Raw genomic sequence first — 20711 nt, forward strand, 5'->3', positions numbered from 1 at the left:
GCTGTCGATCCGCGGCTTACCTGGAGGAACCGGCCAGAGGGCAGCGCGTTTTCCGCCCGATATTGAGAGGCGAAGCCATGCTTCCGAAGAAACGCCGAACATTGCCGAGGCCAGCCATTTTGCTCGAACTTGTCTGTCATGCCCTGATGGGAACGGCGCTCGGATTGAGCGTCAGGCTTCTGCTGACATTCGTGGACAACTTCGGCATTGCCCGCCTGATCGCGCATAGCTCTACGCCTCATCAGACCTTCGCAATCCTGATCGGCATGGTCACCCTCCCCTTTTCCGTCGGCGCAACTCTGACCGGCTTCGTGTTCACCATGATGGAGGAGCGCTGAGCTTTGCAAGACGTCTTGTGTCTCAGTAGATGCTGATCTCGATCGGCTGCTCCGACGCGATTCGCTTAAGGCGGTCGGCGTAAGACTTCAGCAGTTCAACTCTCTCACTTTGCTCGAGCCGGACCGGAGCGTATACGATCTGCGGCGCGAGCAGGCGAAGCCATGGTTCTCGGACGCGTATAGTTCTTCCGTCTGTTGCTTGTAGTAAGCCGGATCTTTGACGGTAAGAAAGTTATGCCGGCCCGATGCGGCGTCAAACCGCATCGCATAGAGATCCGATGTTCTGACCTCATGTCCTTGGGCGCTCAGCGCCTCCATCGCCGCCCGATACATCGCACCATTGAAGCTCTGATGCTCGGGATGAGCGAGTACGATGAACGCCTTCATTGTCTCTCCCGCACCAATGTCTGCTCCAACCGCGGCGCGCTCCCGGCGCTGATTGGAACCGGCCAACGACCCGGATGTTACCTGAAGGTCACAGCCGCGCACAATCCGCCGCTGTTCCTTATCCGTTCGGAACAGTTGATCAGGAATTTTGCACCCGCTCAGTAGAATGGGCGGGAGTTGGGGCGCGCCACTTTCGAAGGAAGCGAAAATGCCAGCCTATATCAGACATGGCGACGAGCAAGGATTGGCTCCGATTGTCTGCCCCGGTTGTCTCGGAATTTTGCCGATGCTTGTCCGTGAGATCGAACCGCATTGGAATTCGGCCAGGATCGACCTGGTCTACGAATGCGCCGATTGCGGAGCCGAGGTCAGGCACAGCGTGCACCGGCCCGCTTTACGTCACTGACATAAAACTCAAGTCAGGAAGCGCAGCCTTCGCCGGCAGTGCGCGTGCGACAAGCGTTAGTCTTCGTCGCGATGAATACGCGGATCTTTTTGAAGGCACACCATTCGACGCCTCAGTGCTCCGATTCCGAAGTCGGCGTCATGCCGCGGCAATCTCGCTTGCGGGCTTCGGAATCGACGAGCGCCAGTAAGTCAGTTGGATCTCACCTAATGCGTCGGCTGGTGCACGTCGCTCCAGTTCAGATTGCACTCACGGAAGTGAAGCGCGATCTCCTCTAACGCCCGCCTCTCCCACTCCTCCGCTTGCGCCAGCCAAAACATACGCCGCTGAACGTCCAATGCCGCACGCTCGCGGCAGAAATGCTCCTGATTGCGGATTTCCACGAGTCTGTTCATGCCTCACTCCCGAGAGGTACGAAACCAGCGCCATGCATCTTTTAGCAGACCACGCCCCTTTGGTCACGGCATCGTGCTGAGACGGAATCTTCCGGTTCCAAAGCCCATCGCAACGCACCAGAATGCATGATGGATGTCCGCCTATACGCGCCTGACGTAGCAATGAAAGCCGCCATAGATCCCGGAGCGGTCCAGTTCAGCGCCAAGCGCGCTTCGCTCTTCGTCGCGATGCCATCGGTTCCTGAGTGCCGCGGACCCAATGGCATCCAGAGGGGACACGCTGCCCGCGGTGCGAAATACGATGCGCACGCGCTCGCTCCCCGCCCGATCTATAGAGGTCCACAAGGCCTGGATCTCGTCAGCGTCCATCGAGTCCTGCGCATCCAACAGTAAGACAGCGTCGACCTCACGCGCCGGCAAGCTGTCCAGAAGCTGCGCGATATTGCCTTGAACAGGGATGATCACGCCGACACCGTTGCGCATCCGAGCGAAATGGCAACGCTGCAAATATGGCGGCAGGCAGCGGTCGTCGGCGCCAGTGTAGGCGCGGCGTAGCGCCTGCCAGGCAAAGTAGTTAGCCGTCTCTGAGCTACCCTCGAGCAAGCGCCGCAACCGCTGGTAAAGCACGCTATCGAGCGGCGCTTCCGCTTTCAGGAGCGCCCGCTGTCGCGGCGAAATACCGAGACCGAACAGAAAAATCCGGACGTCCATCATGAGCCGCAGCGGCATCGAATGAAACAGGCGATCAAGGCGCGCCATCGCTTCAAGCCGCTCCGGAGAATCCACCGCCCCCCTCAGCAGGGCATCGAGATCAATCCCAAGAACACGTGCAATCAGATGAGCCAAACCGATCGCGCGACCCAACAGTCCGTGGCGGTAGAGACCGTCGGTGAAATAGGTGTATCGCTGCCGCCCGAGAACATTGCGACCGTCCCAATAGCTCCGCGCATGCCCATCGAGGAGCGGACGTAGTTTCCGGATGTAGCGGGCTGCATTCGCGGGCGAGGCTGCGTCACCAAAGAATTCCCAGAACTCGTTGTAGCCGGCGAACGCACGCACGCCCGCAAGCCTCAATTTGAGCAGCGCGAGCTGGGCCTCATTGCGATCGACAGCATAAATCTGCGCCGGCTGCGCGGTGAGATAGGAGAGCACGTTGCAACCGCCAGAGGACATTGCCACGATCGTGGACCCCAGCGGCAATTGCAACGCCGCGAGGTCCGCTTGCGGATCGTCCCAGCTTTGGGTGTGCATCAAACGTTGTAGTGAGAACGCGAGCGCCCTGTTCCAGAGCGTCATCGCATTCTCATGCCTGCTGCCGCGTGCCGTCCCGGCGATCAGTTGCGTCGTCATCCATGCCTCGGCTCACCGATTCGGCAATGGTAGCGCGGACGCAATGCAGTTATGCGACAGACGGACTACATCCTTTCGTACGCACGTCTTGAAAAAGTCGCGCAGAAAACGCGATCAATCGTCCGATCTCAAGACAGTGCGACGACCGCGGCGCAAGGTTCGCCACCCCTCCACACTGCCGAACAATGCCAGTGCGATCACAAACGGCAATAAATGGTAAAGAATCCGGAAGATCAGCAGCACCGCAAGCACGGGATCCTTATCGTCACTTCCGAGGCCGAGCAGAATTGTCGCATCGAACATCCCGATGCCGGCCGGCGCATGACTGGCGAAGCCCAGTAACGTGGCCGCGATGAACACGGCCATCAACCGCGAGACCTCGATATCGAGCTCCGCCGGGATCAAGACGTACATGGCGAGCGCGGCGGTGCTCAAATCAAACAGGCCTATCAGGATCTGCAGCAGGACCAGGGGCCCGGACGGAAGCCTTACCGGCCAGCGCTTGCTGCGCCGTCCAGGCCAGCTCCAAACCACGAAGCCAAACACTCCGGCGAGCAATGCTGCTGCGACCAACCGATTCAACGCCGGCGGCCAATACTCAACCCAGCCGAAGGCATCGGGATCGATCATCAGGCTGAGTCCCAGGGCCGTCAGATTGCCGAGCCAGAAAGTGAGGCCGGTCAGAAAGCTGATATTCGCGATGTCGATCGCACCAAGCTTGTAGCGGGAATAGATTCGATAGCGGATGACGGGAGCGATCAAAGCGACGGCCCCAATACCATGGGCGATCGGATAGCTCGTAAAGCTTGCAAGTGCCGCCATACGGAACGGAATATCACCTCGGCCGATCGTGCGAAGCGCGAGCAGGTCGTAAAGCGTCAGGCTCGCGTAGGACAAGATGATGAGCGCCAGGGCCAGTGCGATCAGCCGGATGTCCGTATTCTCAGCGATCGTCAGCGCGTGGGCTATATCCAGCTTCTTGACGGCGCGGGTGAGCGCATAGATCGCAGCGACGGCAACGATCACACTGACCGCGAGGCCACCAAGACCTCGGAGCCAGGCCTTGCGGCTCAACGCCGCCTCGGGTTGATCGTCGGGCAGGACGGCGAGCCTATGAGGTCCTGGCGGCGCGGATGCACCAGCCGATTCGGGTCGATTCATGGCGCCCTTTGACACGCTGATGTGACAGTTAATTTACCGTTGCAGACGTTTGTCCGCATACCCTCTTCCGTACGCGACCATCGACGCTCCGTGGCGGGACATCGTTCCTCATCCAATGCGACATTGCGGCGCGGTTGATCATTTGAATTTGAACTAAGCACTGCAGCATCAACCCATATTGAACAGACCAGTGCAAATCCCTGTGCATGATGGTCGCATCTTCGTCATGCGGGCTCGGTAAGAGGCCGCACGACAATCGCCATTCGAGGCAACATGAACGCGGAATTCGACCACGACCTGACGCAGGACCAATGGGAGACGCTCAAGACGCTGCGTCTTCCCGCGCGCGAACGCCGCAAGGTCAACAGCTTCATCGTCCATCAGCTCGAAGCTGCGGGGCTCGTCGCGAGCGTCGATGGTACGCCCTTGCTCACGCACGCCGGCCGAAAGGTGCTGATCCGAGGCTCATCGCGGCTCCTCGACGTTGCGGCCTGAGAAGGCTTCGACAACGACCAGGCCGTTACCACAAGCTATGCCGGGCGCGTTCCGGCCACTCCTGGTCATACTGCTCGGCATCGACCTCATTCGCGCTCATGGCAGCCAGAATCTGGCCGGGGGTCGGGAGCTCTCTTGGGTCGACGCGCTTGTTCGGGTTCCACAAATCGGAACGAACGATCGCACGTGCGCACTGAAAATAGACCTCCTCGACAGCCATGACGAGAACGCTGCGCGGCGTTTTGCCATCCATCTCGAAGGAGGCGAGCAGCGCCGTATCTGCCGACAATTGTGCGCGGCCGTTGACACGCAAGGTATTGCCGGATCCCGGGATCAGGAACAGCAAGGCGATCCGCGGATCACGGACGATATTGCGTAGGGAATCGATGCGATTGTTGCCGCGGCGGTCCGGCAGCATCAAAGTCTTTTCATCATGGATACGAACGAATCCCGGCAGGTCACCACGCGGTGAGCAGTCGATCCCTTCCGGACCGCAGGTCGCGAGCGCAACGAAAGGCGACCTCTCGATCAGGATGCGATAATGTGGCGTCACCCGATCGGCAACCTTCACGGTCGATGTCAGGCCGGTCTTGCCGTAGATCGCTTCCAGCTGCTCAATCGTGGTGATGATCGACATACACTTTCTCGCTAGTTCGCTTCAGATCCGCCGCCAAGCTCGCCCTGGATGATCCTCACCAGCGCTCCGGCGTGCTGTTTCGGATCTCCGACATTGATAATCGTGACATCCGCTACGAGCGCGCCTTCGGGAACGGTCCGATGCAGGCGCTCCCCAAGATCGCCGTCGCTTGCGCGATGTCGATGTGCCAATCGTTCGGCCAACACCTCCTCCGGAGCGGTCACGGCAACGACCAGCACATGCTGATAGACACGGCGAACCGCCGAAATCACCCGGCGTGAAACATTGATGACGACCGTTCGGCCGGCGCGGATATCGTCGTCGATAGCACGCCGCACACCGTACGCGTGCCCGTGCGCTTCCCAATGAATGGCGAACTGGTTCTGCACCAAGGCCCGCTGAAATGCGGCGGCGTCCAGTTCGTCATTGTCTTCGAACGCCGACGCCCGCCGCGTCACCACACGACGCGGAAACACGACCCGATCATTACCGGCACATTTCGCACGCGCCAGATTGATCAGCGTATCCTTGCCCGCGCCGCTCGGTCCGACCACCAGCACCAGTCGGCCGGGGCCCAGCCTGGCCGGAACATCGGACGAGAGGACAGGCGTCTCGCTCATGCGACGCGCGTTCCCTCTCGCCAGACGCTACGGACGACCGGAACCGCACCCCGAACATGCACGCGGATCAGATCGGCGCGCTTGCCGGGTGCGATCTCGCCGCGGTCCGCAAGGCCGACGGCCTCTGCCGGCGTTTTGGTGACCGTGCGGACTGCCGCAGCCAAGTCGATCGACGGCACACGCTCTGGCAATTGCAGCGCTCCCAACAACAGGCTCGACGGCACATAGTCGGAGGACAGAATGTCGAGCAGGCCTTCGCGGGCGAGGTCCACGGCGGCAATATTACCGGAATGCGAGCCGCCGCGCACGACGTTCGGCGCGCCCATCAGGATGCAGATGCCGGCCCGGTGCAGGCCCCGCGCAGCCTCGATCGTGGTGGGAAACTCCGCCACCGAAATGCGGTCCTTGATCGCGTCGGCGACGTTCTCTTCCGTCGTATCGTCATGGCTGGCGAGCGGAACATCATGTTTCTGCGCCAGCGCGACGATCTCCCGCAGATTGTCGGCGGCATAGGCCTTCTGATAGGCGAAGCGCCGCTCGAACAGCACATCGAGCTCTGCATCCGTCCTGCCGCCGCCTTTGCCGCGATAATAATCGCGCAGCTTGCCCTCGTCGCGAAACTGGCGCTGCCCCGGCGTGTGGTCCATCAGCGACATCAGCCGTACGTCGGCGCGTCCGGCCAATAGTTTGGCCTCTTCGACGACGGTCGGCATCGGAATTTCGCAGCGCAAGTGCAGGAAGTGATCCGCACGCAGCAGGCCATCCTCGCGGGCCGCCGCGATCGCCTCCGCGAGCACCTCCGATTTTCCATCGACTCCTCCGGCGCCCTCTTCGCTCCAGACGCGAAGGGAATCCAAGACGGTCGTGATGCCCGCGGTGGCCAGCTGGGCATCATAGGAGATCACTGCGGCGATCGGATCCCAATACACCTTCGGCCGCGGCACGAAATGCATTTCGAGATGGTCCGTATGGAGCTCGACCAGCCCGGGCATGATCAAATCGCCGCCGGCGTCCTCACTGCCGGCAGGAGCTGTGCCCTCCCCGACGGCGACAATCCGGCCTTGAGCCGCCGCCACCCAGCCTTGCTCGATGACGCGATCTGCCAGGATCACCCTGGCATTACCGATCACGATCTCGGAATTGGTTGAGGCCATGCTGTGTCTGTCCTGTTCACGCCGCGGCCGCAAATGCGGTCACGTCCACGGTGCCGTCTGCGATTTTCTCACGGATCTCGTCGTCATGAACGATCGCAAGCATCGCGACGCCGTCTTTCTTCTTGGCCGCGATCAGTTCGACCACGACAGCGCGATTTGCCGCATCGAGCGAGGCCGTCGGCTCATCGAGCAGGAGAATCGGCAGATCAGAAATGAAGCCGCGTGCGATATTGACGCGCTGCTGCTCGCCTCCTGAAAAGGTCGACGGCGGCAGGCTCCAGAGACGTTCGGGGATGTTGAGCCGCCGCAGCAACCGGCCAGCCTGTTCGCGGGCGTCGTCACGCGATGCTCCGCTCGCGATCAAGGGCTCGGCCACCACGTCGAGCGCCGGCACGCGTGGCACGGCGCGCAGGAACTGACTGACATAGCCGATGGTCCGGCGGCGCGCGGTCAGGATCGCGCGCGGCTCAGCTGTCGCGAGGTCGAGCATCGCGCCCTCGTGCCGCACGGCGATACGGCCGCCATCGCAGCGGTAGTTGCCGAAGATCATCTTCAGGATCGACGATTTGCCGGCGCCGGACGGCCCGGACAGCACGACACACTCGCCGGCCTCGACTTGGAACGACACGCGGCGCACCACCGGCAGCCGCACGCCGCCCTGCAGGTGCATGGTGAAAGTCTTCTCTGCCTTCTCGATAGCAATCATCACGGTCATGGAAGCAGCCTTATGGAGGCAGGATCGAAGAGACGAGCAATTGGGTGTAAGGCTCGCGCGGATCGTCGAGCACCTGATCGGTCAACCCGGTTTCGATCACCCGCCCCTCCTTCATCACCATCACCCGATGCGACAGCAGACGCGCCACCGCGAGATCGTGGGTCACCACGATTGCCGCAAGGCCCAGCTCATTGACCAGGCTGCGCATCAGGTCAAGCAGGCGCGCCTGCACGGAGACATCGAGCCCGCCGGTCGGCTCGTCCATGAACACGAGCCGTGGCTCGGTGACGAGATTACGCGCGATCTGCAGCCGCTGGCGCATGCCACCCGAATAGGTACGCGGCGCATCGTCGATACGCGCGATATCGATCTCGACGCGCTGCAGCCAGGACGACGCTGTCTGGCGTATGCGGCCGTAATTGTTCCAGCCGACCGCCATCAGCCGTTCGCCGACATTGGCGCCGGCGGACACGGCCATGCGCAGGCCTTGCGCCGGATCCTGGTGGACATAACCCCAGTCGGTCCGGAATAGGAAACGACGTTCAGCTTCGCTCAAGGCTGCAAGGTCGCGCAGCACGCCATCGCGCATCCGGTATGAAACGCGGCCAGCACTCGGCCCAAGCTGCGCTGACAGCATCTGCAGCAGCGTCGACTTGCCGGAGCCTGATTCGCCGACGATCGCCAGCACCTCGCCCGGATACAGCGTGAAGGAGATATCGCGACAAGCGGCGAGCCGCCCATAAGTCTTGGCGAGCCCCTCCGCAACGAGGAGCGGCTGGTCCGAACTGCCGAACGCTTCAACCATGAGCGGTCTCCTTGTGGGGAGCAGCAGTCTGACTGCCGCGATGGCCCGCCGCCTGGCGATGCTCGCAATAGTCCGTATCGGAGCAGACGAACATGCGGCTGCCCTGGTCGTCGGTCACGATCTCGTCGAGATAGGAGTCCTCGGCGCCGCAGAGCGCACAAGGTGCGTCGAACTTGTAGCGCGTGAACGGATGGTCCTCGAAATCGAGCGACACGACAGACGTGTAAGGCGGGATTGCATAGATGCGCTTCTCGCGGCCGGCCCCGAACAGCTGCAGCGCCGGACAATTGTCCATCTTCGGATTGTCGAATTTCGGAGTTGGCGATGGATCCATGACGTAGCGCGCATTGACCTTGACCGGATAGGCGTAAGCCGTCGCGATATGGCCGAAGCGAGCGATATCCTCATAGAGCTTCACATGCATGAGGCCGTATTCCGCGAGCGCATGCATGCGCCTAGTCTCGGTCTCCCGCGGCTCCAGGAAGCGCAAGGGCTCGGGAATCGGCACCTGATAGACCAGCACCTGTCCGGCCCGCAGCGGCGCTTCGGGAATCCGATGCCGGGTCTGGATCACCGTCGCGGCCTCGGTCGAGGTCGTGGTGCCGACACCCGCGGTCTTGGCAAAGAATTTTCGGATCGAGATCGCATTGGTGGTGTCGTCCGATCCCTGGTCGATCACCTTGAGCACGTCATCGGGGCCGAGAATGGAGGCCGTGACCTGCACGCCGCCGGTGCCCCAACCATAGGGCATCGGCATTTCGCGGCTCGCGAACGGCACCTGATAGCCGGGAATGGCGATCGCCTTCAGGATCGCACGACGGATCATCCGCTTGGTCTGTTCGTCCAGATAGGCGAAATTATAAGTCGGCGCGTTCATTCAGCGGCCTCCTTCAAAGACGACGCGGCGTTCGCCTCCTCGAACTCCTTGCGCAGCTTGCGCAAGAGTCCGAGCTCGGACTGGAAGTCGACGTAATGCGGCAGCTTCAGATGTTCGACGAAACCGGTCGCCTGCACATTGTCAGAATGCGACATCACGAACTCCTCGTCCTGCGCCGGCGCAACGACGTCCTCACCGAGTTCGCGCGCCCTCAGAGCACGATCGACCAGTGCCATCGACATCGTCTTCCGCTCGCTCTGCCCGAAAGCAAGCCCATAGCCGCGGGTGAAGCACGGCGCCTCGGTCGCCGACCCCTTGAACTGGTTGACCATCTGACATTCGGTGAGTTCGAGCGAACCGAGCGGCACCGCGAAGCCGACCTCTTCGGCAAAGAGCTCCACCTCGACCTCGCCGAAGCGAATCTCCCCGGCGAACGGATGGTTGCGGCCATAGCCGCGCTGTGTCGAATAACCCAGTGCCAGCAAGAACCCCTCATCGCCGCGCGCGAGATTCTGCAAGCGGAGATCGCGCTCGGCCGGGAAACTGAGCGGCTCACGCGTGAGGTCACCGACCGCTGCATCGGCTTGCCCCCGGGGTGACGCCTCGATCAGTCCGTCGCGCCCGAGAATATCGGTCACGCGCGGAGTGGGCACATCGGGCGCTTCCGCCAGCGCCGGCGGATCCGGCTCGAAACCTTGCGCCAGCTGCGGATCGAGCAAACGATGCGTGTAATCGAAGGTCGGTCCAAGCACCTGCCCCCCTGGAATATCTTTGAAGGTCGAGGATACGCGCCGCTGCACCCGCATCGCGGCGGTGTCGACCGGCTCGGTCGCGCCGAATCGAGGCAAGGTTGCACGAAAGGCCCGCACCAGGAAGATCGCCTCGATCAGGTCGCCGCGCGCCTGCTTGATGGCGAGCGCTGCAAGCTCCCGGTCGTAAAGCGAGCCCTCGCCCATGACCCGGTCGACCGCCAGCCCCAGCTGTTCGGCGATCTGCGCCAACGAGATCTCCGGAACGTCGCGATCGCCACGCCGCTCATGCGCGAGCAGCCGGTGCGCGTTCTCGATGGCGCGTTCGCCGCCTTTGACCGCCACATACATGCATTAACCTCCCGCCGCGACCAGCCGCGTCGTACGTGGGATCGCCACCATGCTATCATCATGGACCAGCACGACATCGATACCGCGCGGAAACAGTGTTTCGTTGATCGCAAGCCGATCGAACAAATCCTCCGGCTCGATCTTGGCACGCAGCCTTGCCGTGCCGTCGATGCCGGGACCGCGCAACGTGTAATGACGCCCCTCGCCCAAATTCTCGGCCTGCAGGACCAGCGTCGTCGAGCGATCCGGATATTCCCCGCTACCGAGTGCAAACGACTCAAAGCCGGGTAGCGATGCGCCGTCCGTGACCAGCGCAAAAGCGGCATTCGCGACTGCGGCAACAACCGGCGCTCCGGCGTGGAATTTGAGCCAAGCCGCAATATCAGGCGCCGCCGCCAATTTCGGATCGAGCCAGACCGGCGTGTCATGATCGAACAAGGTCAGGGCGATCGCAGCAGCGGCGCGCGTCAGGCCGGTCGGCACGCCGACGTCGACGGTGACGCGCTGAATGCTGCCCGGCCGGGCCATCGCCTCCATAACGGCACGGAAGGTCGACTGCGCCGCGATGACCGGATCGGCAAAGCCCGCCGGAAGATCTGAGACCATGCCCATCATTCAACCCTCGCCGCGCACCATCGTGTAGAACTCGACCTTCGTCGCCGCCGCTTCGCGTGCGCTCTGCTGCCGCTCTGCGCGCACGCGTTCGCGCAACGGTGCGACCACCTGGGTTTCGACAGCGTCGGCATAGGCGTCCGCTTGGATCAGCGCATCGCACAGTGCGACCAGGCGCGCCTTCTTACCGTCGCGCCCGAGCACGTAGCCGAACCCGACTTCGCCGCTGGCAAGGCGTACCGCCGCGCGCGACACCGTAGCTTCGCCGAGATTGAAGGGCGCACCATCGCCGCCGGCACGGCCACGCACCATCACCAGCCCGCTCTCAGGCGTGCGCAGCTCCGCATGCGGCGGCAGTGCGATCGGCTGCAGGCGCTCGGCAATCTCAGCTGCCGGCACGTGCGCCAGTACCCGCATCGCGGCTTTGCGTCTGTCCTTCATCGCCTCTGCGCTCATCGTCTTATCAGTCTTGGTCTTCTCGGCCTTGCCGGATCTAAGTTGTCTATGATAGTAGACAACTTGATAACGGCCGGCAATGACCGTTTCATGACATGCCTGTGATTTTCACGACCTCCGGCGGAACCCAGCGATGAGCATGCAGGATGCAGTTTCCGGGGTGGCCCTGTGGCGCCAGGTGGCGGACGGGATCGAACGCGATATCGCCGAAGGGCGCTTTGCCGCCGGCACGCGGCTGCCCGGCGAAACCGAGATCGCGGAGATCTATCGGGTGAACCGCCACACCGTGCGGCGAGCGCTCGCAGCCTTGGCCGAACGCGGCCTGGTGCGGGCGGCGCGTGGCAGCGGCACCTATGTCGAGGCTCCGCGCCTCGCCTACCCGCTCAGCTCGCGCACGCGCTTCTCGGAGAACGTCGGCGCCGGAGGCCGCGAGCCGCTCGGCCAGTTGATCGCAGCCTCGCAGGAGCCAGCCTCACGCGAACTCGCGCGCGAGCTCAAGCTCAGGACCGGCGCGCCCTTGGTGCGAATCGAGGCGCTGCGTTTGGCTGACAAGATCCCGATCTGCCTCAGCACCTCCTGGCTGTCGGCGGAACGCTTTCCCGATGCAGCCCGGATATTCGCCTCGACCCGCTCGATGACTGCCCTGCTCTCTCATTACGGTATCCGCGACTATCGCCGCGGTTCGACGCGGATCACCGCCGCCATCGCTGAGGCCAGCGACGCGGCACGGCTTGACCTCGCGTTGGGGCGTCCGGTGCTGGTCGTCGATAGCACCGATATTGACGCGGACGGCACGCCGCTGATCACCAAGCGCTCGAGGTTTGCCGCCGAACGCGTCACCTTCGAGATCGCGAGCTGACCATCTACGCGATCGCGCGCCGTCCGATGATGGCGAAGCGCAGCTTACCTGAGATCCAGTCGATTGCGGCGACCGCCACCAGGATCATCAAGATCAGGAACGAAACCTTCTGCCATTCCAGCACGCGGATCTGCTCCGCAAGCTGCAAACCGATGCCGCCGGCGCCGACGATGCCGATGATCGTTGCCGAGCGGGTGTTGGATTCGATGAAATAGAGCACCTGCCCCGCAATCACGGGCAGCACTTGCGGTATCAGACCGAAGCGAACCTCGTGCAACGCGCTACCGCCGGCCGCGCGAATGCCCTCCACCTGTTTCCGGTCCGCCGCCTCGATCGCCTCCGAGAACAGCTTGCCGAGCGCGCCGAAGTCGGAGACTGCGATGGCAAGCACGCCGGCAAACGGCCCGAGCCCGACGACATTGATCCAGACCAGCGCCCAGATCAGTTGGTCGACGCCGCGGATCGTGTCGAACAGCCGACGGACCGGAAAGCGGAGGATCGCGGAAGGTATGACATTGCGCGCCGCGAGCAGGCTGATCGGCAACGCCACCAGCGCCGCCAGCGTCGTGCCCAACACTGCTATCGAGAGCGTCTCGCCGAGGGCCTTGAGGTAGAGAGGCAGAGACGCGCCCGGATCGGGCGGGAGCATCATCCTTGCGATCCAGCCGAGCTGGCCGAGCCCGGCCAGCATCCGGCTGGGTGAAAACTCCAGATCGACTAGGCCGAACACGAAGATGGCAAGCGTGAGCACCAACACCAGCGGTGTGGCGAGCCGCGCCGCCGCGGGCCGGTCGAAAACGTGCGGATAACGCCTGCGCAGATCTTGCGGATCCGGCCGTTCCAGAGCTGTCATGTGCGCGCCTCCGCGCCGAACAGCCTGGCACGCAGCCAGCCGGTGCCGATGTCGATCAGAAAGACGGTGAGGATGATCGTCAGCAGGATCGCGCTGACATCGGAATAGTAGAACTTGCGGATCGCGACCACGAGCTCCTGACCGATGCCGCCAGCACCGACGAAACCCATGACAGAGGCCTCGCGGACATTCATCTCGAAACGCAACAGCGTGTAGCTGACGAAGCCGGCGATGACCTGCGGCAGGACCGCGAAGCGCATGCAGGACAGCCAGCTCGCACCGGTCGAGCGAATACCTTCGACCGGCTTCATATCGGCGTTCTCCACCACTTCCGAAAACAGCTTGCCGAGCGCGCCGCTGGAATGAACGGCAATGGCGAGCACGCCGGGAATCGGCCCGAGACCAAAGGCGATGACGAAAATCAGTGCAAACACGATGGCCGGTACGGTGCGGGCGAATTCGAGCAGGCGACGCACGACAAAACGGAGCCAGGGAGCCGGCGACGTGTTTTCAGCGGCCAAGAAGTTGAGGCCGAACGCGAACACCATGCCCACCAAGGTGCCGACATAGCTGATCAACAGCGTCTCGCCGAGCAGCTTGAGCCATTTCTTCCAGCCCCAAAACCACTCTGGGAAATTGGTCCACACACGCTGCCCATCGTCCAGCGTGAAGATGCGATCGAAATAGCTGACGAAATTGCCGAAGTATGTGAAGAGCGTACGCAGATTGACCTCGGCACCGACACCTGCGGCGCCGAGCACGGCAGCAAACACCACAGCAGCCAGCGCAACACGGAGGCGCTTGCGTGCGACGGCCTTGCGGTAGGCCTCGTTGAGCGCGGCCAATTGCTGGCTGGGAAGTGTGGAAACCGCGACCGCCATCGAAGCTCGGACCTTCGCGCTCATGCGCTACGGAAAAAAGCCGGGTCGCATAGACCCGGCTTTTGACGGAGAACAGATCAGGACGCCTTCTTGCGCAGGCTGTCGACGAACTTGATCAGTTCGATGGTGGCATCCCAATCCTTGGTCGTGGCCGGATGGAAGCCCTGCTTCTGGCCATCCGACAGCCGATCGAAGGCTGCCTTGTCCTTGGTCGGCGCATCGAAGAAGGCTTTGGCGATCGCGGCCTTGGCCTCTTCCGGAAGCTCCGAGTTGTAGGCGTACGGCCCGTTGATGATCAGGGCCGACTTATGGATGATGCGGAAATCGTCCTTCTTCATCGGCGAGCCATCGACATTCTTCAGCATGCCCTTGGTGAGCATCTGCGCCAGCGTCGAATCATTGTCGCTGGTCCACTGGTTGGCCGCGACGTCGACCGTGCCCTGAGCCAGCGCCAGCACTGCGTTTTCGTGGCTGCCGGTGAAGACGACCTTGCTGAAATAGCCCTCGGCGCTGCCGATACCCATCTTGTTGAGCTCGAAGCGCGGCACGTTGTTGCCGGAGGTCGAGTTCGGATCGACCAGGCCCAGGTTCTTGCCCTTGAGATCCTCGACCTTCTGATACGGGCTGCCCGCCTTGACGAAGAACACCGAGTAGTAACCGGTGCTGCCGTCCGCATTGATGTCGTTGGCGAAGGCATCGGTCTTGACGCCGGTCAGCCGCGCACGCGCGAACGAGGCGGAGCCGTAGCTGGCAATATGGATGTTGCCGGCGCGCTGTCCTTCGATGACCGCGGCATAGTCATTGGCGATGCGCAGCGTGACTTTCACGCCGAGTTCCTTGGACAGATAGCTGACGAACGGCGCCCAGCGCTCGGTGACGCCGGAGGCGTTCTCGGCCGGAACGACTGCGAAGGTCAGTTCCGGATACTTCGCCTTCCAATCCTCGGCGGAGGCGGAAGCCGTGAACGCCAGCGCGGCAACGCCCGCCAGAACGATACGACGATTGATCATGACGTGTCCTTTTTCTTGCAGTACTTGCAGTGAGACGTCTTGAACGCCGCACAATGCGGCAGCCAAGTTCGCAAAACTCTCGGTCAGGCCACGGCGGCTTGGCCGAGGGCTGGAGCGGTCGCGGCCGCCGCAGGACGCACCGCGTCCATCACTTCGTCGGCCTCGAGATCATACAATTCGCGCGCGATCTGAGGCGTGAGTGCCGCCGGCAGATCATCGAACACGACACGGCCGGTCGCCATGCCGATCAGGCGATCGCAATAGCCGCGCGCGAGATCGAGCGAGTGCAGATTGCAGATCACCGTGATGCCGAAATGCTTGTTGATGCGCAGAAGCGCATCCATCACGATCTTTGTGTTGCGCGGATCGAGCGAGGCGATCGGCTCGTCGGCGAGAATGAGTTCGGGCTCCTGCACCATGGCGCGCGCGATGGCGACGCGTTGCTGCTGGCCACCGGAGAGTTGGTCCGCGCGCTGGGCCGCGAGGCTGGCCATGTCGAACTGTTCGAGCGCCGAGAGCGCCACGGCAACATCTTGTGCCGGCCACTGCTGCGCCAGCGAGCGCCAGAATGGGATGTGCGCCAGCCGCCCCATCAGGACATTGGTCAGCACATCGAGGCGGCCGACCAGATTGAACTGCTGGAAGATCATCGCCGACCGAGCACGCCATTGTCGCAGGTCGCGGCCGCGCAGCGCGGTGACATCGACGTCCTTGAACAGGATGCGCCCGCCGCTGACCGGGTTCAGCCGATTGATCGACCGCAGCAACGTCGATTTACCGGCGCCCGACCGGCCGATGACACCGACGAAGCTGCCCGGCGCGATGGTGAACGAAGCGTTATCGACTGCGGTTTTCGCGCCAAAACGACACGTCAAACCATCTACCACCAGCATTGGGTTCTCCGGACAGCTAGGACCGCACTCTCCGCTAGCGCCCGGATTCTACAGTTATGTGACAGCTCTGCTGCTGCACCGAACCGTCCACACGCCGGCAGCACACGTCACGCGCATGTCACCGCGATGTCATCACACTGATAGAAGACGACGCCCGCCGACGGTAAACGGAGAGTGATCGAGATGGCCGGAAAGATACTCGGGGTGGCTCCCACCATCGATTCCAGCGCCAAGGTTCAGGGCTCGACCTTGGGCGCCTATTGCGAAGTCGGCGCACGCACGATCCTGCTCGACGTCGCGATGGGCGACTACTCCTACGTAGTCAACGACTCCCAGATTACCTACACGAGCATCGGCAAGTTCTGCTCGATCGCAGCGATGACGCGGATCAATCCCGGCAATCATCCGATGCACCGCGCCACCCAGGCGCATTTCACTTATCGCGCCAGCGCTTATTTCTCCGGCGAAAACGACGAGGCCGAGTTCTTCGCCTGGCGGAAGGAGCACCACGTCAATATCGGTCACGATGTCTGGATCGGTCACGGCGCGATCGTGCTGCCCGGCCGCAACATCGGGACCGGCGCGGTGGTCGCGGCAGGGGCCATCGTCACCAAGGACGTTCCGGCCTACACTATCGTGGCCGGCAATCCGGCGCGCCCGGTCAAGCGCCGGTTTCCCGAAGATGTCGCCGAGCGGCTGATCCGGCTGGCATGGTGGGATTGGCACCACGAGGCGCTACGCGCAGCGCTGCCGGACTTCAGAAGGCTGGCGATTGACGAATTCCTGGACACATACGAGTCCGCGCTCGACGCGACCGGCCGGGTGCGGCAAAGTGTCTCTCATGACTGATCTCATCATCTCAGGTGGCCGAACGCTGCTCGGCAGCGACTTCGTCGACACCTTCCTCTCCGTTACCGAAGGTGAAATTGCCGATATCGGTGTGTCTCGTAGCGGCTCTGCGGTCGAACTCGACGCGCGGGAGCTTCTCGTCCTGCCCGGCATTGTCGATGTGCACGGCGATGCGTTCGAGCGTCAGATGGAGCCGCGCGCCGGTGTCGGCTTCCCGGTCGACGTCGCGCTGATCGACAGCGACCGCCAGGCGATTGCGAACGGCATCACCACGGTCTTCCACGCGACCACCTGGTCCTGGGAGCCGGGCCTGCGCAGCGCCGACAATGCGCGCCGCCTGCTCGAATCCATCGAGGACTTGCGACCGCGGCTTTCGGCCGACACGCGCTTCCATCTGCGTCACGAGACCTACAATCTCGGTGCCGAGGAGGAGATCGCGCAGTGGCTGGCGACGGGTCGTGTCGACCTGTTCGCCTTCAACGATCACATGAATTCGACGCTCGCCTCGCTGGAAAAGCCGCAGAAGCGCCAGCGCATGGTCGATCGGACCGGGCTTTCGGGTGAGGCATTCGATCGCCTCGTGGCGGATGTCGTCTCGCGCGCCGATGAAGTGCCGGCGTCGATTGCGCGCCTTGCCAGCATCGCGCGCGACGCCGGGGTGCGGATGCTCTCGCATGACGACGATACGCCGGCGATGCGCAAGGCATTCCGCGCACAGGGCGTGACGATCGCAGAGTTTCCGATCAACGAGGAAACGGCGCGCGAAGCGGCGGAAGGCGGTGACGCCATCGTCTACGGCGCGCCCAACGTCGTTCGCGGCGGCAGCCATACCGGCTGGACCAAAGCGAGCGACATGATCGCGAATGGCCTCTGCTCGGTACTGGCGTCCGATTATTACTATCCGGCGCCACTCCTGGCCCCCTTCCGCCTCGCCGCCGACGGCGTGCTCTCCCTGGCTCGTGCGTGGGATCTCGTCTCGGGCGGACCTGCGCGCGCTGCGGGGCTCACTGATCGCGGCAGCATTGCACCGGGTCAGCGCGCCGACATCATCATGGTCGATGATCAGGTGCCGATGCGGCCGCGGGTGGTCGCGGTCATCGCCAATGGGCAGTTGGTTTATCTGACCGAGCCAGGCCGGCTCACCGCGCCGCTCGCCCGTGCCGCAGCTGCCGAGTAAGCCGATCGAGATGGCCAAATTTCCACGTTACGCGATCTACTACGCACCGCCCGAGGCGAGCCTGCTGGATCGTTTCGGCAACTCTCTGCTCGGCTATGATGCGCGACGCGGAGTGGATACCGCGTTCGCGGACGGGATCACGGAAGCGATTGCCGACTGGCGCGAGCTGACCGAGGACGCCCGCAAATACGGCTTTCACGCCACCTTGAAGGCGCCGTTCGGGCTGGCCGATGGACGAAGCGAAGCGGACCTGGTGACGGCCTGTCGCGATTTCGTGAGCGTGCCGCGCGCGATCCCGCTCATCCGCCCCGTGGTGGATGCGATCAGCGGATTCATCGCGGTGATCCCGGGCGAGCGCTCGGACGCGCGGCAGGGGCTTGCGGCGGACTGCGTCCGCGCCTTCGATCCCTTCCGCGCGCCGACCACGCCGGAGGATCGCGCGCGCAGAAAGCCCGAGGCGCTGACGCCGCGTCAGGTCGAATATCTGGACGTTTGGGGCTATCCCTACGTCATGGAGGAATTCCGCTTCCACATGACGTTGACATGCCGGCTGGAGGCCGCGCGTCGCGAGCCGATCCTTGCGATGCTGCAAGCCCGTTTCGCCGAGATGAAGCTCGCGCAGCTCGCGATCGACCAGATCGTGTTATTTCGCCAATCCGATCCAAGAGCCCGCTTCCGCATTATCGGGTCCTGGCCGCTCACGGGATGCGCGTCGCCCGCTTAGCAGGCTCAGTGTGCTGCGCCGGCGTAGCTCGGCCGCAGCTGATCCGCATGCACGGCGAGCGGCGGCAAGATGTCGGCGCGGTCGCGTGGCAAAGCTTCCCTCATCTCCTTCTGCAGGAAGGCGATGAGCTTCTCCCTCACCTCACAGCGCAAGTCCCAGGCTTGCGGTGCATTGCGGGCGCTGACCAGGGCTCGCAGCTCCATCGTACGGGAGTTGGCATCGACGACCTGCAGATTGACGACCGCGCCGTCCCACAATTTCGATTGCTTGACGACCTCCTCGAGCCGTTTGCGGATCCGCGGCACGTCCGCCGCGTAGTCGACATACAGCATCACCGATGCCGATCAGGGACGCCGCATCACGGGTCCAATTCTGGAACGGACGTTCGATGAAATAAGACAGCGGCACGACCATGCGGCGCCAATCCCACAGACGGATGACCACGTAGGTCGATGCGATATCCTCGACCCAGCCCCATTCGTTTTCGATGATGACCGCATCCTCGATCCGGATCGGCTGTGTCACGGCGATCTGCACACCAGCGATCAGGTTGCTCAGCAGCGGCCGGGCTGCGAGACCGACGATCAGGCCGGCGGCGCCGGCCGACGCAAACAGGCTGACGCCGTATTGCCTGACCGAATCGAACGTCATCAAGGCGGTCGAGATCACGACGATGATGATCAAGGTATCGATCACCCGCTTGAACACGCGGACCTGGGTGACGTGCTTGCGCGCCATGAAATTTTCCGCGATGTCATTGCGGAAGCGCTGGAGATAGCGCGTGGCGGCAAGATCGACGGCGCGGATCGTGATCCAGCCGACCAGCGCGATGGTCGCCACCGCGAACAGATGCGCAAGCGCCCGTCTCCAGGCGTCATCAAGCGGGGCGAGCGGCAGAACGAGAGCGACGGCAATCAGGCAAAGGGCGAGACGGGCAGGTCCGGCAGTCCGCTGCAGGGTCGGCAGCAAGATCGAGCTTCGCGCGCCGATCGTCCGCTTCACCACGGCGCGGATCACCTTGTAGATCAGCAGCGCCCCGACGATCGCGGCGGCGATCAGACCAGGTCCGATCAGCCATTCCGGCGCCAAGCCCGACATCCGCTCGACGAGTTCCTGCATGCCCGATCTCTCCCGCCAGCTGTTGGAAGCGAGACCAACTCATCAGCGCTTCTTCGGATCACGCGTCAGCTGCACCGCAGCATGCGTTCGGCGCATGGCCGGCTTGCCCGGAACCGCTCGCCGGACTAAAGCCCCCGATATGCCAACGATACGCACGTGCAGCATCAAGCTACGCGATGTTGCTTTTCCGACAATCCACTGATGTTGCAAACGAATGGCATATCGCTTGCAATGCACAATCCGCATCGCTATTGCAACGCAGTGATTTCTTGGAGTGCACCATGCTCGGAATTGGAAGTAAGCTGCCATCGTTCGAAATCGTCGGCGTGAAGCCCGGTTTTCACTTCCAGGAGGAGAAGGGCGAAAGCGCCTTCGAGACCCTGACGGAAAACAGCTTCCCAGGTAAGTGGAAGATCATCTTCTTCTATCCCAAGGACTTCACCTTCGTCTGCCCGACCGAGATCGCTGAGTTCGCCCGGCTGTCGAAGGATTTCGCTGATCGCGATGCCGTCGTGCTCGGCGGCTCCACGGACAACGAGTTCTGCAAGCTCGCCTGGCGGCGCGATCACAAGGACCTGCACCAGCTACCGATCTGGCAGTTTGCCGACACCAAGGGCGCGCTGGTCGACGGCCTGGGCGTCCGCTCCCCGGATGGTGTCGCTTACCGCTACACCTTCATCGTCGATCCCGACAACACGATCCAGCACGTCTACGCGACCAATCTGAACGTCGGCCGCGCCCCGAAGGATACGCTGCGTGTGCTCGACGCGCTGCAGACCGACGAGCTCTGCCCGTGCAACCGTGAAGTCGGCGGCGAGACGCTGAAGGTCGCCTGATC

At 62.9% G+C, this 20711-nt stretch carries 24 protein-coding genes and 1 pseudogene; 7 read left to right on the forward strand and 18 right to left on the reverse strand.

The window, feature by feature from the left end; genetic code table 11:
* Window positions 1–119 precede the first annotated feature (119 nt).
* A complete protein-coding gene (locus QXZ85_RS13835; protein WP_315768352.1) occupies window positions 120–338 on the forward strand; it encodes a hypothetical protein in 219 nt (72 codons plus the stop codon).
* An 87-nt stretch (window positions 339–425) separates the two neighbouring features.
* On the opposite strand, the gene QXZ85_RS13840 is transcribed toward QXZ85_RS13835, so the two are convergent.
* From QXZ85_RS13840 to QXZ85_RS13855, 4 genes are all read right to left on the reverse strand, one after another.
* Window positions 426–725 (reverse strand): NAD(P)H-dependent oxidoreductase, encoded by a 300-nt coding sequence (locus tag QXZ85_RS13840; protein WP_315768354.1) that lies wholly within the window; start codon window positions 723–725, stop codon window positions 426–428.
* A gap of 612 nt (window positions 726–1337) precedes the next feature.
* Window positions 1338–1526, reverse strand: coding sequence for a hypothetical protein (locus tag QXZ85_RS13845; protein WP_315768356.1), 189 nt, complete (start codon window positions 1524–1526; stop codon window positions 1338–1340).
* A 141-nt stretch (window positions 1527–1667) separates the two neighbouring features.
* Window positions 1668–2876, reverse strand: a complete 1209-nt coding sequence (locus QXZ85_RS13850) for a BtaA family protein (RefSeq protein ID WP_315729639.1) — start codon at window positions 2874–2876, stop codon at window positions 1668–1670.
* A gap of 114 nt (window positions 2877–2990) precedes the next feature.
* Complete coding sequence (locus QXZ85_RS13855; protein ID WP_315704959.1) at window positions 2991–3899, reverse strand: YbhN family protein; 909 nt, start codon at window positions 3897–3899, stop codon at window positions 2991–2993.
* A 411-nt stretch (window positions 3900–4310) separates the two neighbouring features.
* Here QXZ85_RS13855 and QXZ85_RS13860 point away from each other — a divergent pair, with 411 nt between their 5' ends.
* Complete coding sequence (locus tag QXZ85_RS13860) at window positions 4311–4532, forward strand: hypothetical protein (protein ID WP_315704605.1); 222 nt, start codon at window positions 4311–4313, stop codon at window positions 4530–4532.
* A gap of 25 nt (window positions 4533–4557) precedes the next feature.
* Here the strand turns inward: QXZ85_RS13860 and QXZ85_RS13865 are convergent, their stop codons facing one another.
* From QXZ85_RS13865 to phnG, 9 genes are read right to left on the reverse strand one after another with little or no spacing between them, the layout of a single operon-like run.
* Window positions 4558–5169: a pyridoxamine 5'-phosphate oxidase family protein gene (locus QXZ85_RS13865; RefSeq protein ID WP_315704606.1), complete on the reverse strand. Its 612-nt coding sequence runs from the start codon at window positions 5167–5169 to the stop codon at window positions 4558–4560.
* An 11-nt stretch (window positions 5170–5180) separates the two neighbouring features.
* The gene (gene phnN / locus QXZ85_RS13870; protein ID WP_409997623.1) at window positions 5181–5729 is read right to left on the reverse strand and encodes a phosphonate metabolism protein/1,5-bisphosphokinase (PRPP-forming) PhnN; all 549 of its coding nucleotides are present in this window, start codon (window positions 5727–5729) and stop codon (window positions 5181–5183) included.
* 56 nt (window positions 5730–5785) lie between these two features.
* Window positions 5786–6943 carry an alpha-D-ribose 1-methylphosphonate 5-triphosphate diphosphatase gene (locus tag QXZ85_RS13875; RefSeq protein WP_315768358.1) on the reverse strand — a complete coding sequence of 386 codons (1158 nt, stop codon included), beginning with the start codon at window positions 6941–6943 and terminating at the stop codon, window positions 5786–5788.
* 16 nt (window positions 6944–6959) lie between these two features.
* Window positions 6960–7658, reverse strand: coding sequence for a phosphonate C-P lyase system protein PhnL (gene phnL / locus QXZ85_RS13880; protein ID WP_315727688.1), 699 nt, complete (start codon window positions 7656–7658; stop codon window positions 6960–6962).
* Between the two features lie 10 nt (window positions 7659–7668).
* Window positions 7669–8463: a phosphonate C-P lyase system protein PhnK gene (gene phnK / locus QXZ85_RS13885; protein ID WP_315704610.1), complete on the reverse strand. Its 795-nt coding sequence runs from the start codon at window positions 8461–8463 to the stop codon at window positions 7669–7671.
* Window positions 8456–9340, reverse strand: a complete 885-nt coding sequence (locus QXZ85_RS13890; RefSeq protein ID WP_315704611.1) for an alpha-D-ribose 1-methylphosphonate 5-phosphate C-P-lyase PhnJ — start codon at window positions 9338–9340, stop codon at window positions 8456–8458. The genes phnK and QXZ85_RS13890 overlap by 8 nt, the downstream gene beginning before the upstream one ends.
* The gene (locus tag QXZ85_RS13895; protein ID WP_315704612.1) at window positions 9337–10440 is read right to left on the reverse strand and encodes a carbon-phosphorus lyase complex subunit PhnI; all 1104 of its coding nucleotides are present in this window, start codon (window positions 10438–10440) and stop codon (window positions 9337–9339) included. The genes QXZ85_RS13890 and QXZ85_RS13895 overlap by 4 nt, the downstream gene beginning before the upstream one ends.
* Before the next feature lie 3 nt (window positions 10441–10443).
* Window positions 10444–11052 (reverse strand): phosphonate C-P lyase system protein PhnH, encoded by a 609-nt coding sequence (gene phnH, locus QXZ85_RS13900; protein WP_315704960.1) that lies wholly within the window; start codon window positions 11050–11052, stop codon window positions 10444–10446.
* 3 nt (window positions 11053–11055) lie between these two features.
* Window positions 11056–11508, reverse strand: a complete 453-nt coding sequence (gene phnG / locus QXZ85_RS13905) for a phosphonate C-P lyase system protein PhnG (protein ID WP_315704613.1) — start codon at window positions 11506–11508, stop codon at window positions 11056–11058.
* Between the two features lie 133 nt (window positions 11509–11641).
* On the opposite strand from phnG, the gene phnF reads away from it, so the two are divergent.
* Window positions 11642–12367, forward strand: a complete 726-nt coding sequence (gene phnF, locus QXZ85_RS13910) for a phosphonate metabolism transcriptional regulator PhnF (RefSeq protein WP_316174323.1) — start codon at window positions 11642–11644, stop codon at window positions 12365–12367.
* Between the two features lie 4 nt (window positions 12368–12371).
* Here the strand turns inward: phnF and phnE (QXZ85_RS13915) are convergent, their stop codons facing one another.
* From phnE (QXZ85_RS13915) to phnC, 4 genes are all read right to left on the reverse strand, one after another.
* The gene (phnE, locus tag QXZ85_RS13915) at window positions 12372–13220 is read right to left on the reverse strand and encodes a phosphonate ABC transporter, permease protein PhnE (RefSeq protein ID WP_315704615.1); all 849 of its coding nucleotides are present in this window, start codon (window positions 13218–13220) and stop codon (window positions 12372–12374) included.
* Window positions 13217–14101 (reverse strand): phosphonate ABC transporter, permease protein PhnE, encoded by an 885-nt coding sequence (gene phnE, locus QXZ85_RS13920; protein ID WP_315704616.1) that lies wholly within the window; start codon window positions 14099–14101, stop codon window positions 13217–13219. The genes phnE (QXZ85_RS13915) and phnE (QXZ85_RS13920) overlap by 4 nt, the downstream gene beginning before the upstream one ends.
* A 77-nt stretch (window positions 14102–14178) precedes the next feature.
* A complete protein-coding gene (gene phnD, locus QXZ85_RS13925; protein ID WP_315704617.1) occupies window positions 14179–15111 on the reverse strand; it encodes a phosphonate ABC transporter substrate-binding protein in 933 nt (310 codons plus the stop codon).
* Between the two features lie 83 nt (window positions 15112–15194).
* A complete protein-coding gene (gene phnC / locus QXZ85_RS13930; protein WP_315727683.1) occupies window positions 15195–16004 on the reverse strand; it encodes a phosphonate ABC transporter ATP-binding protein in 810 nt (269 codons plus the stop codon).
* Between the two features lie 183 nt (window positions 16005–16187).
* On the opposite strand from phnC, the gene QXZ85_RS13935 reads away from it, so the two are divergent.
* From QXZ85_RS13935 to QXZ85_RS13945, 3 genes are read left to right on the forward strand one after another with little or no spacing between them, the layout of a single operon-like run.
* Window positions 16188–16853 (forward strand): chloramphenicol acetyltransferase, encoded by a 666-nt coding sequence (locus tag QXZ85_RS13935; protein ID WP_315704618.1) that lies wholly within the window; start codon window positions 16188–16190, stop codon window positions 16851–16853.
* Window positions 16846–18030 (forward strand): alpha-D-ribose 1-methylphosphonate 5-triphosphate diphosphatase, encoded by a 1185-nt coding sequence (locus QXZ85_RS13940; protein ID WP_315729642.1) that lies wholly within the window; start codon window positions 16846–16848, stop codon window positions 18028–18030. Before QXZ85_RS13935 ends, QXZ85_RS13940 begins: the two co-directional genes overlap by 8 nt.
* A 10-nt stretch (window positions 18031–18040) precedes the next feature.
* The gene (locus QXZ85_RS13945; RefSeq protein ID WP_315729643.1) at window positions 18041–18754 is read left to right on the forward strand and encodes a DUF1045 domain-containing protein; all 714 of its coding nucleotides are present in this window, start codon (window positions 18041–18043) and stop codon (window positions 18752–18754) included.
* A 5-nt stretch (window positions 18755–18759) separates the two neighbouring features.
* On the opposite strand, the pseudogene QXZ85_RS13950 reads toward QXZ85_RS13945, so the two are convergent.
* A pseudogene (locus tag QXZ85_RS13950) lies at window positions 18760–19873 on the reverse strand (mechanosensitive ion channel family protein).
* Window positions 19874–20154: 281 nt separating this feature from the next.
* Here QXZ85_RS13950 and QXZ85_RS13955 point away from each other — a divergent pair.
* Window positions 20155–20709, forward strand: a complete 555-nt coding sequence (locus QXZ85_RS13955; protein WP_315704622.1) for a peroxiredoxin — start codon at window positions 20155–20157, stop codon at window positions 20707–20709.
* The last annotated feature ends 2 nt before the right edge of the window (window positions 20710–20711 follow it).

Origin of the sequence: Bradyrhizobium sp. SZCCHNGR1005 (assembly GCF_032489995.1) — a bacterium.
In the GTDB taxonomy this organism is placed as follows: Bacteria; Pseudomonadota; Alphaproteobacteria; order Rhizobiales; family Xanthobacteraceae; genus Bradyrhizobium.

What these genes read in the sequence shown, in the direction of transcription:
- QXZ85_RS13840 (WP_315768354.1), bottom strand. Translation starts at nt 725, where the DNA reads ATGAAGGCGTTCATCGTACTCGCTCATCCCGAGCATCAGAGCTTCAAT.
- QXZ85_RS13845 (WP_315768356.1), bottom strand. Translation starts at nt 1,526, where the DNA reads ATGAACAGACTCGTGGAAATCCGCAATCAGGAGCATTTCTGCCGCGAG.
- QXZ85_RS13850 (WP_315729639.1), bottom strand. Translation starts at nt 2,876, where the DNA reads ATGACGACGCAACTGATCGCCGGGACGGCACGCGGCAGCAGGCATGAG.
- QXZ85_RS13860 (WP_315704605.1), top strand. Translation starts at nt 4,311, where the DNA reads ATGAACGCGGAATTCGACCACGACCTGACGCAGGACCAATGGGAGACG.
- QXZ85_RS13865 (WP_315704606.1), bottom strand. Translation starts at nt 5,169, where the DNA reads ATGTCGATCATCACCACGATTGAGCAGCTGGAAGCGATCTACGGCAAG.
- QXZ85_RS13875 (WP_315768358.1), bottom strand. Translation starts at nt 6,943, where the DNA reads ATGGCCTCAACCAATTCCGAGATCGTGATCGGTAATGCCAGGGTGATC.
- phnL (WP_315727688.1), bottom strand. Translation starts at nt 7,658, where the DNA reads ATGACCGTGATGATTGCTATCGAGAAGGCAGAGAAGACTTTCACCATG.
- phnK (WP_315704610.1), bottom strand. Translation starts at nt 8,463, where the DNA reads ATGGTTGAAGCGTTCGGCAGTTCGGACCAGCCGCTCCTCGTTGCGGAG.
- QXZ85_RS13890 (WP_315704611.1), bottom strand. Translation starts at nt 9,340, where the DNA reads ATGAACGCGCCGACTTATAATTTCGCCTATCTGGACGAACAGACCAAG.
- QXZ85_RS13895 (WP_315704612.1), bottom strand. Translation starts at nt 10,440, where the DNA reads ATGTATGTGGCGGTCAAAGGCGGCGAACGCGCCATCGAGAACGCGCAC.
- phnH (WP_315704960.1), bottom strand. Translation starts at nt 11,052, where the DNA reads ATGGGCATGGTCTCAGATCTTCCGGCGGGCTTTGCCGATCCGGTCATC.
- phnG (WP_315704613.1), bottom strand. Translation starts at nt 11,508, where the DNA reads ATGAGCGCAGAGGCGATGAAGGACAGACGCAAAGCCGCGATGCGGGTA.
- phnF (WP_316174323.1), top strand. Translation starts at nt 11,642, where the DNA reads ATGAGCATGCAGGATGCAGTTTCCGGGGTGGCCCTGTGGCGCCAGGTG.
- phnE (WP_315704615.1), bottom strand. Translation starts at nt 13,220, where the DNA reads ATGACAGCTCTGGAACGGCCGGATCCGCAAGATCTGCGCAGGCGTTAT.
- phnE (WP_315704616.1), bottom strand. Translation starts at nt 14,101, where the DNA reads ATGGCGGTCGCGGTTTCCACACTTCCCAGCCAGCAATTGGCCGCGCTC.
- phnD (WP_315704617.1), bottom strand. Translation starts at nt 15,111, where the DNA reads ATGATCAATCGTCGTATCGTTCTGGCGGGCGTTGCCGCGCTGGCGTTC.
- phnC (WP_315727683.1), bottom strand. Translation starts at nt 16,004, where the DNA reads ATGCTGGTGGTAGATGGTTTGACGTGTCGTTTTGGCGCGAAAACCGCA.
- QXZ85_RS13935 (WP_315704618.1), top strand. Translation starts at nt 16,188, where the DNA reads ATGGCCGGAAAGATACTCGGGGTGGCTCCCACCATCGATTCCAGCGCC.
- QXZ85_RS13940 (WP_315729642.1), top strand. Translation starts at nt 16,846, where the DNA reads ATGACTGATCTCATCATCTCAGGTGGCCGAACGCTGCTCGGCAGCGAC.
- QXZ85_RS13945 (WP_315729643.1), top strand. Translation starts at nt 18,041, where the DNA reads ATGGCCAAATTTCCACGTTACGCGATCTACTACGCACCGCCCGAGGCG.
- QXZ85_RS13955 (WP_315704622.1), top strand. Translation starts at nt 20,155, where the DNA reads ATGCTCGGAATTGGAAGTAAGCTGCCATCGTTCGAAATCGTCGGCGTG.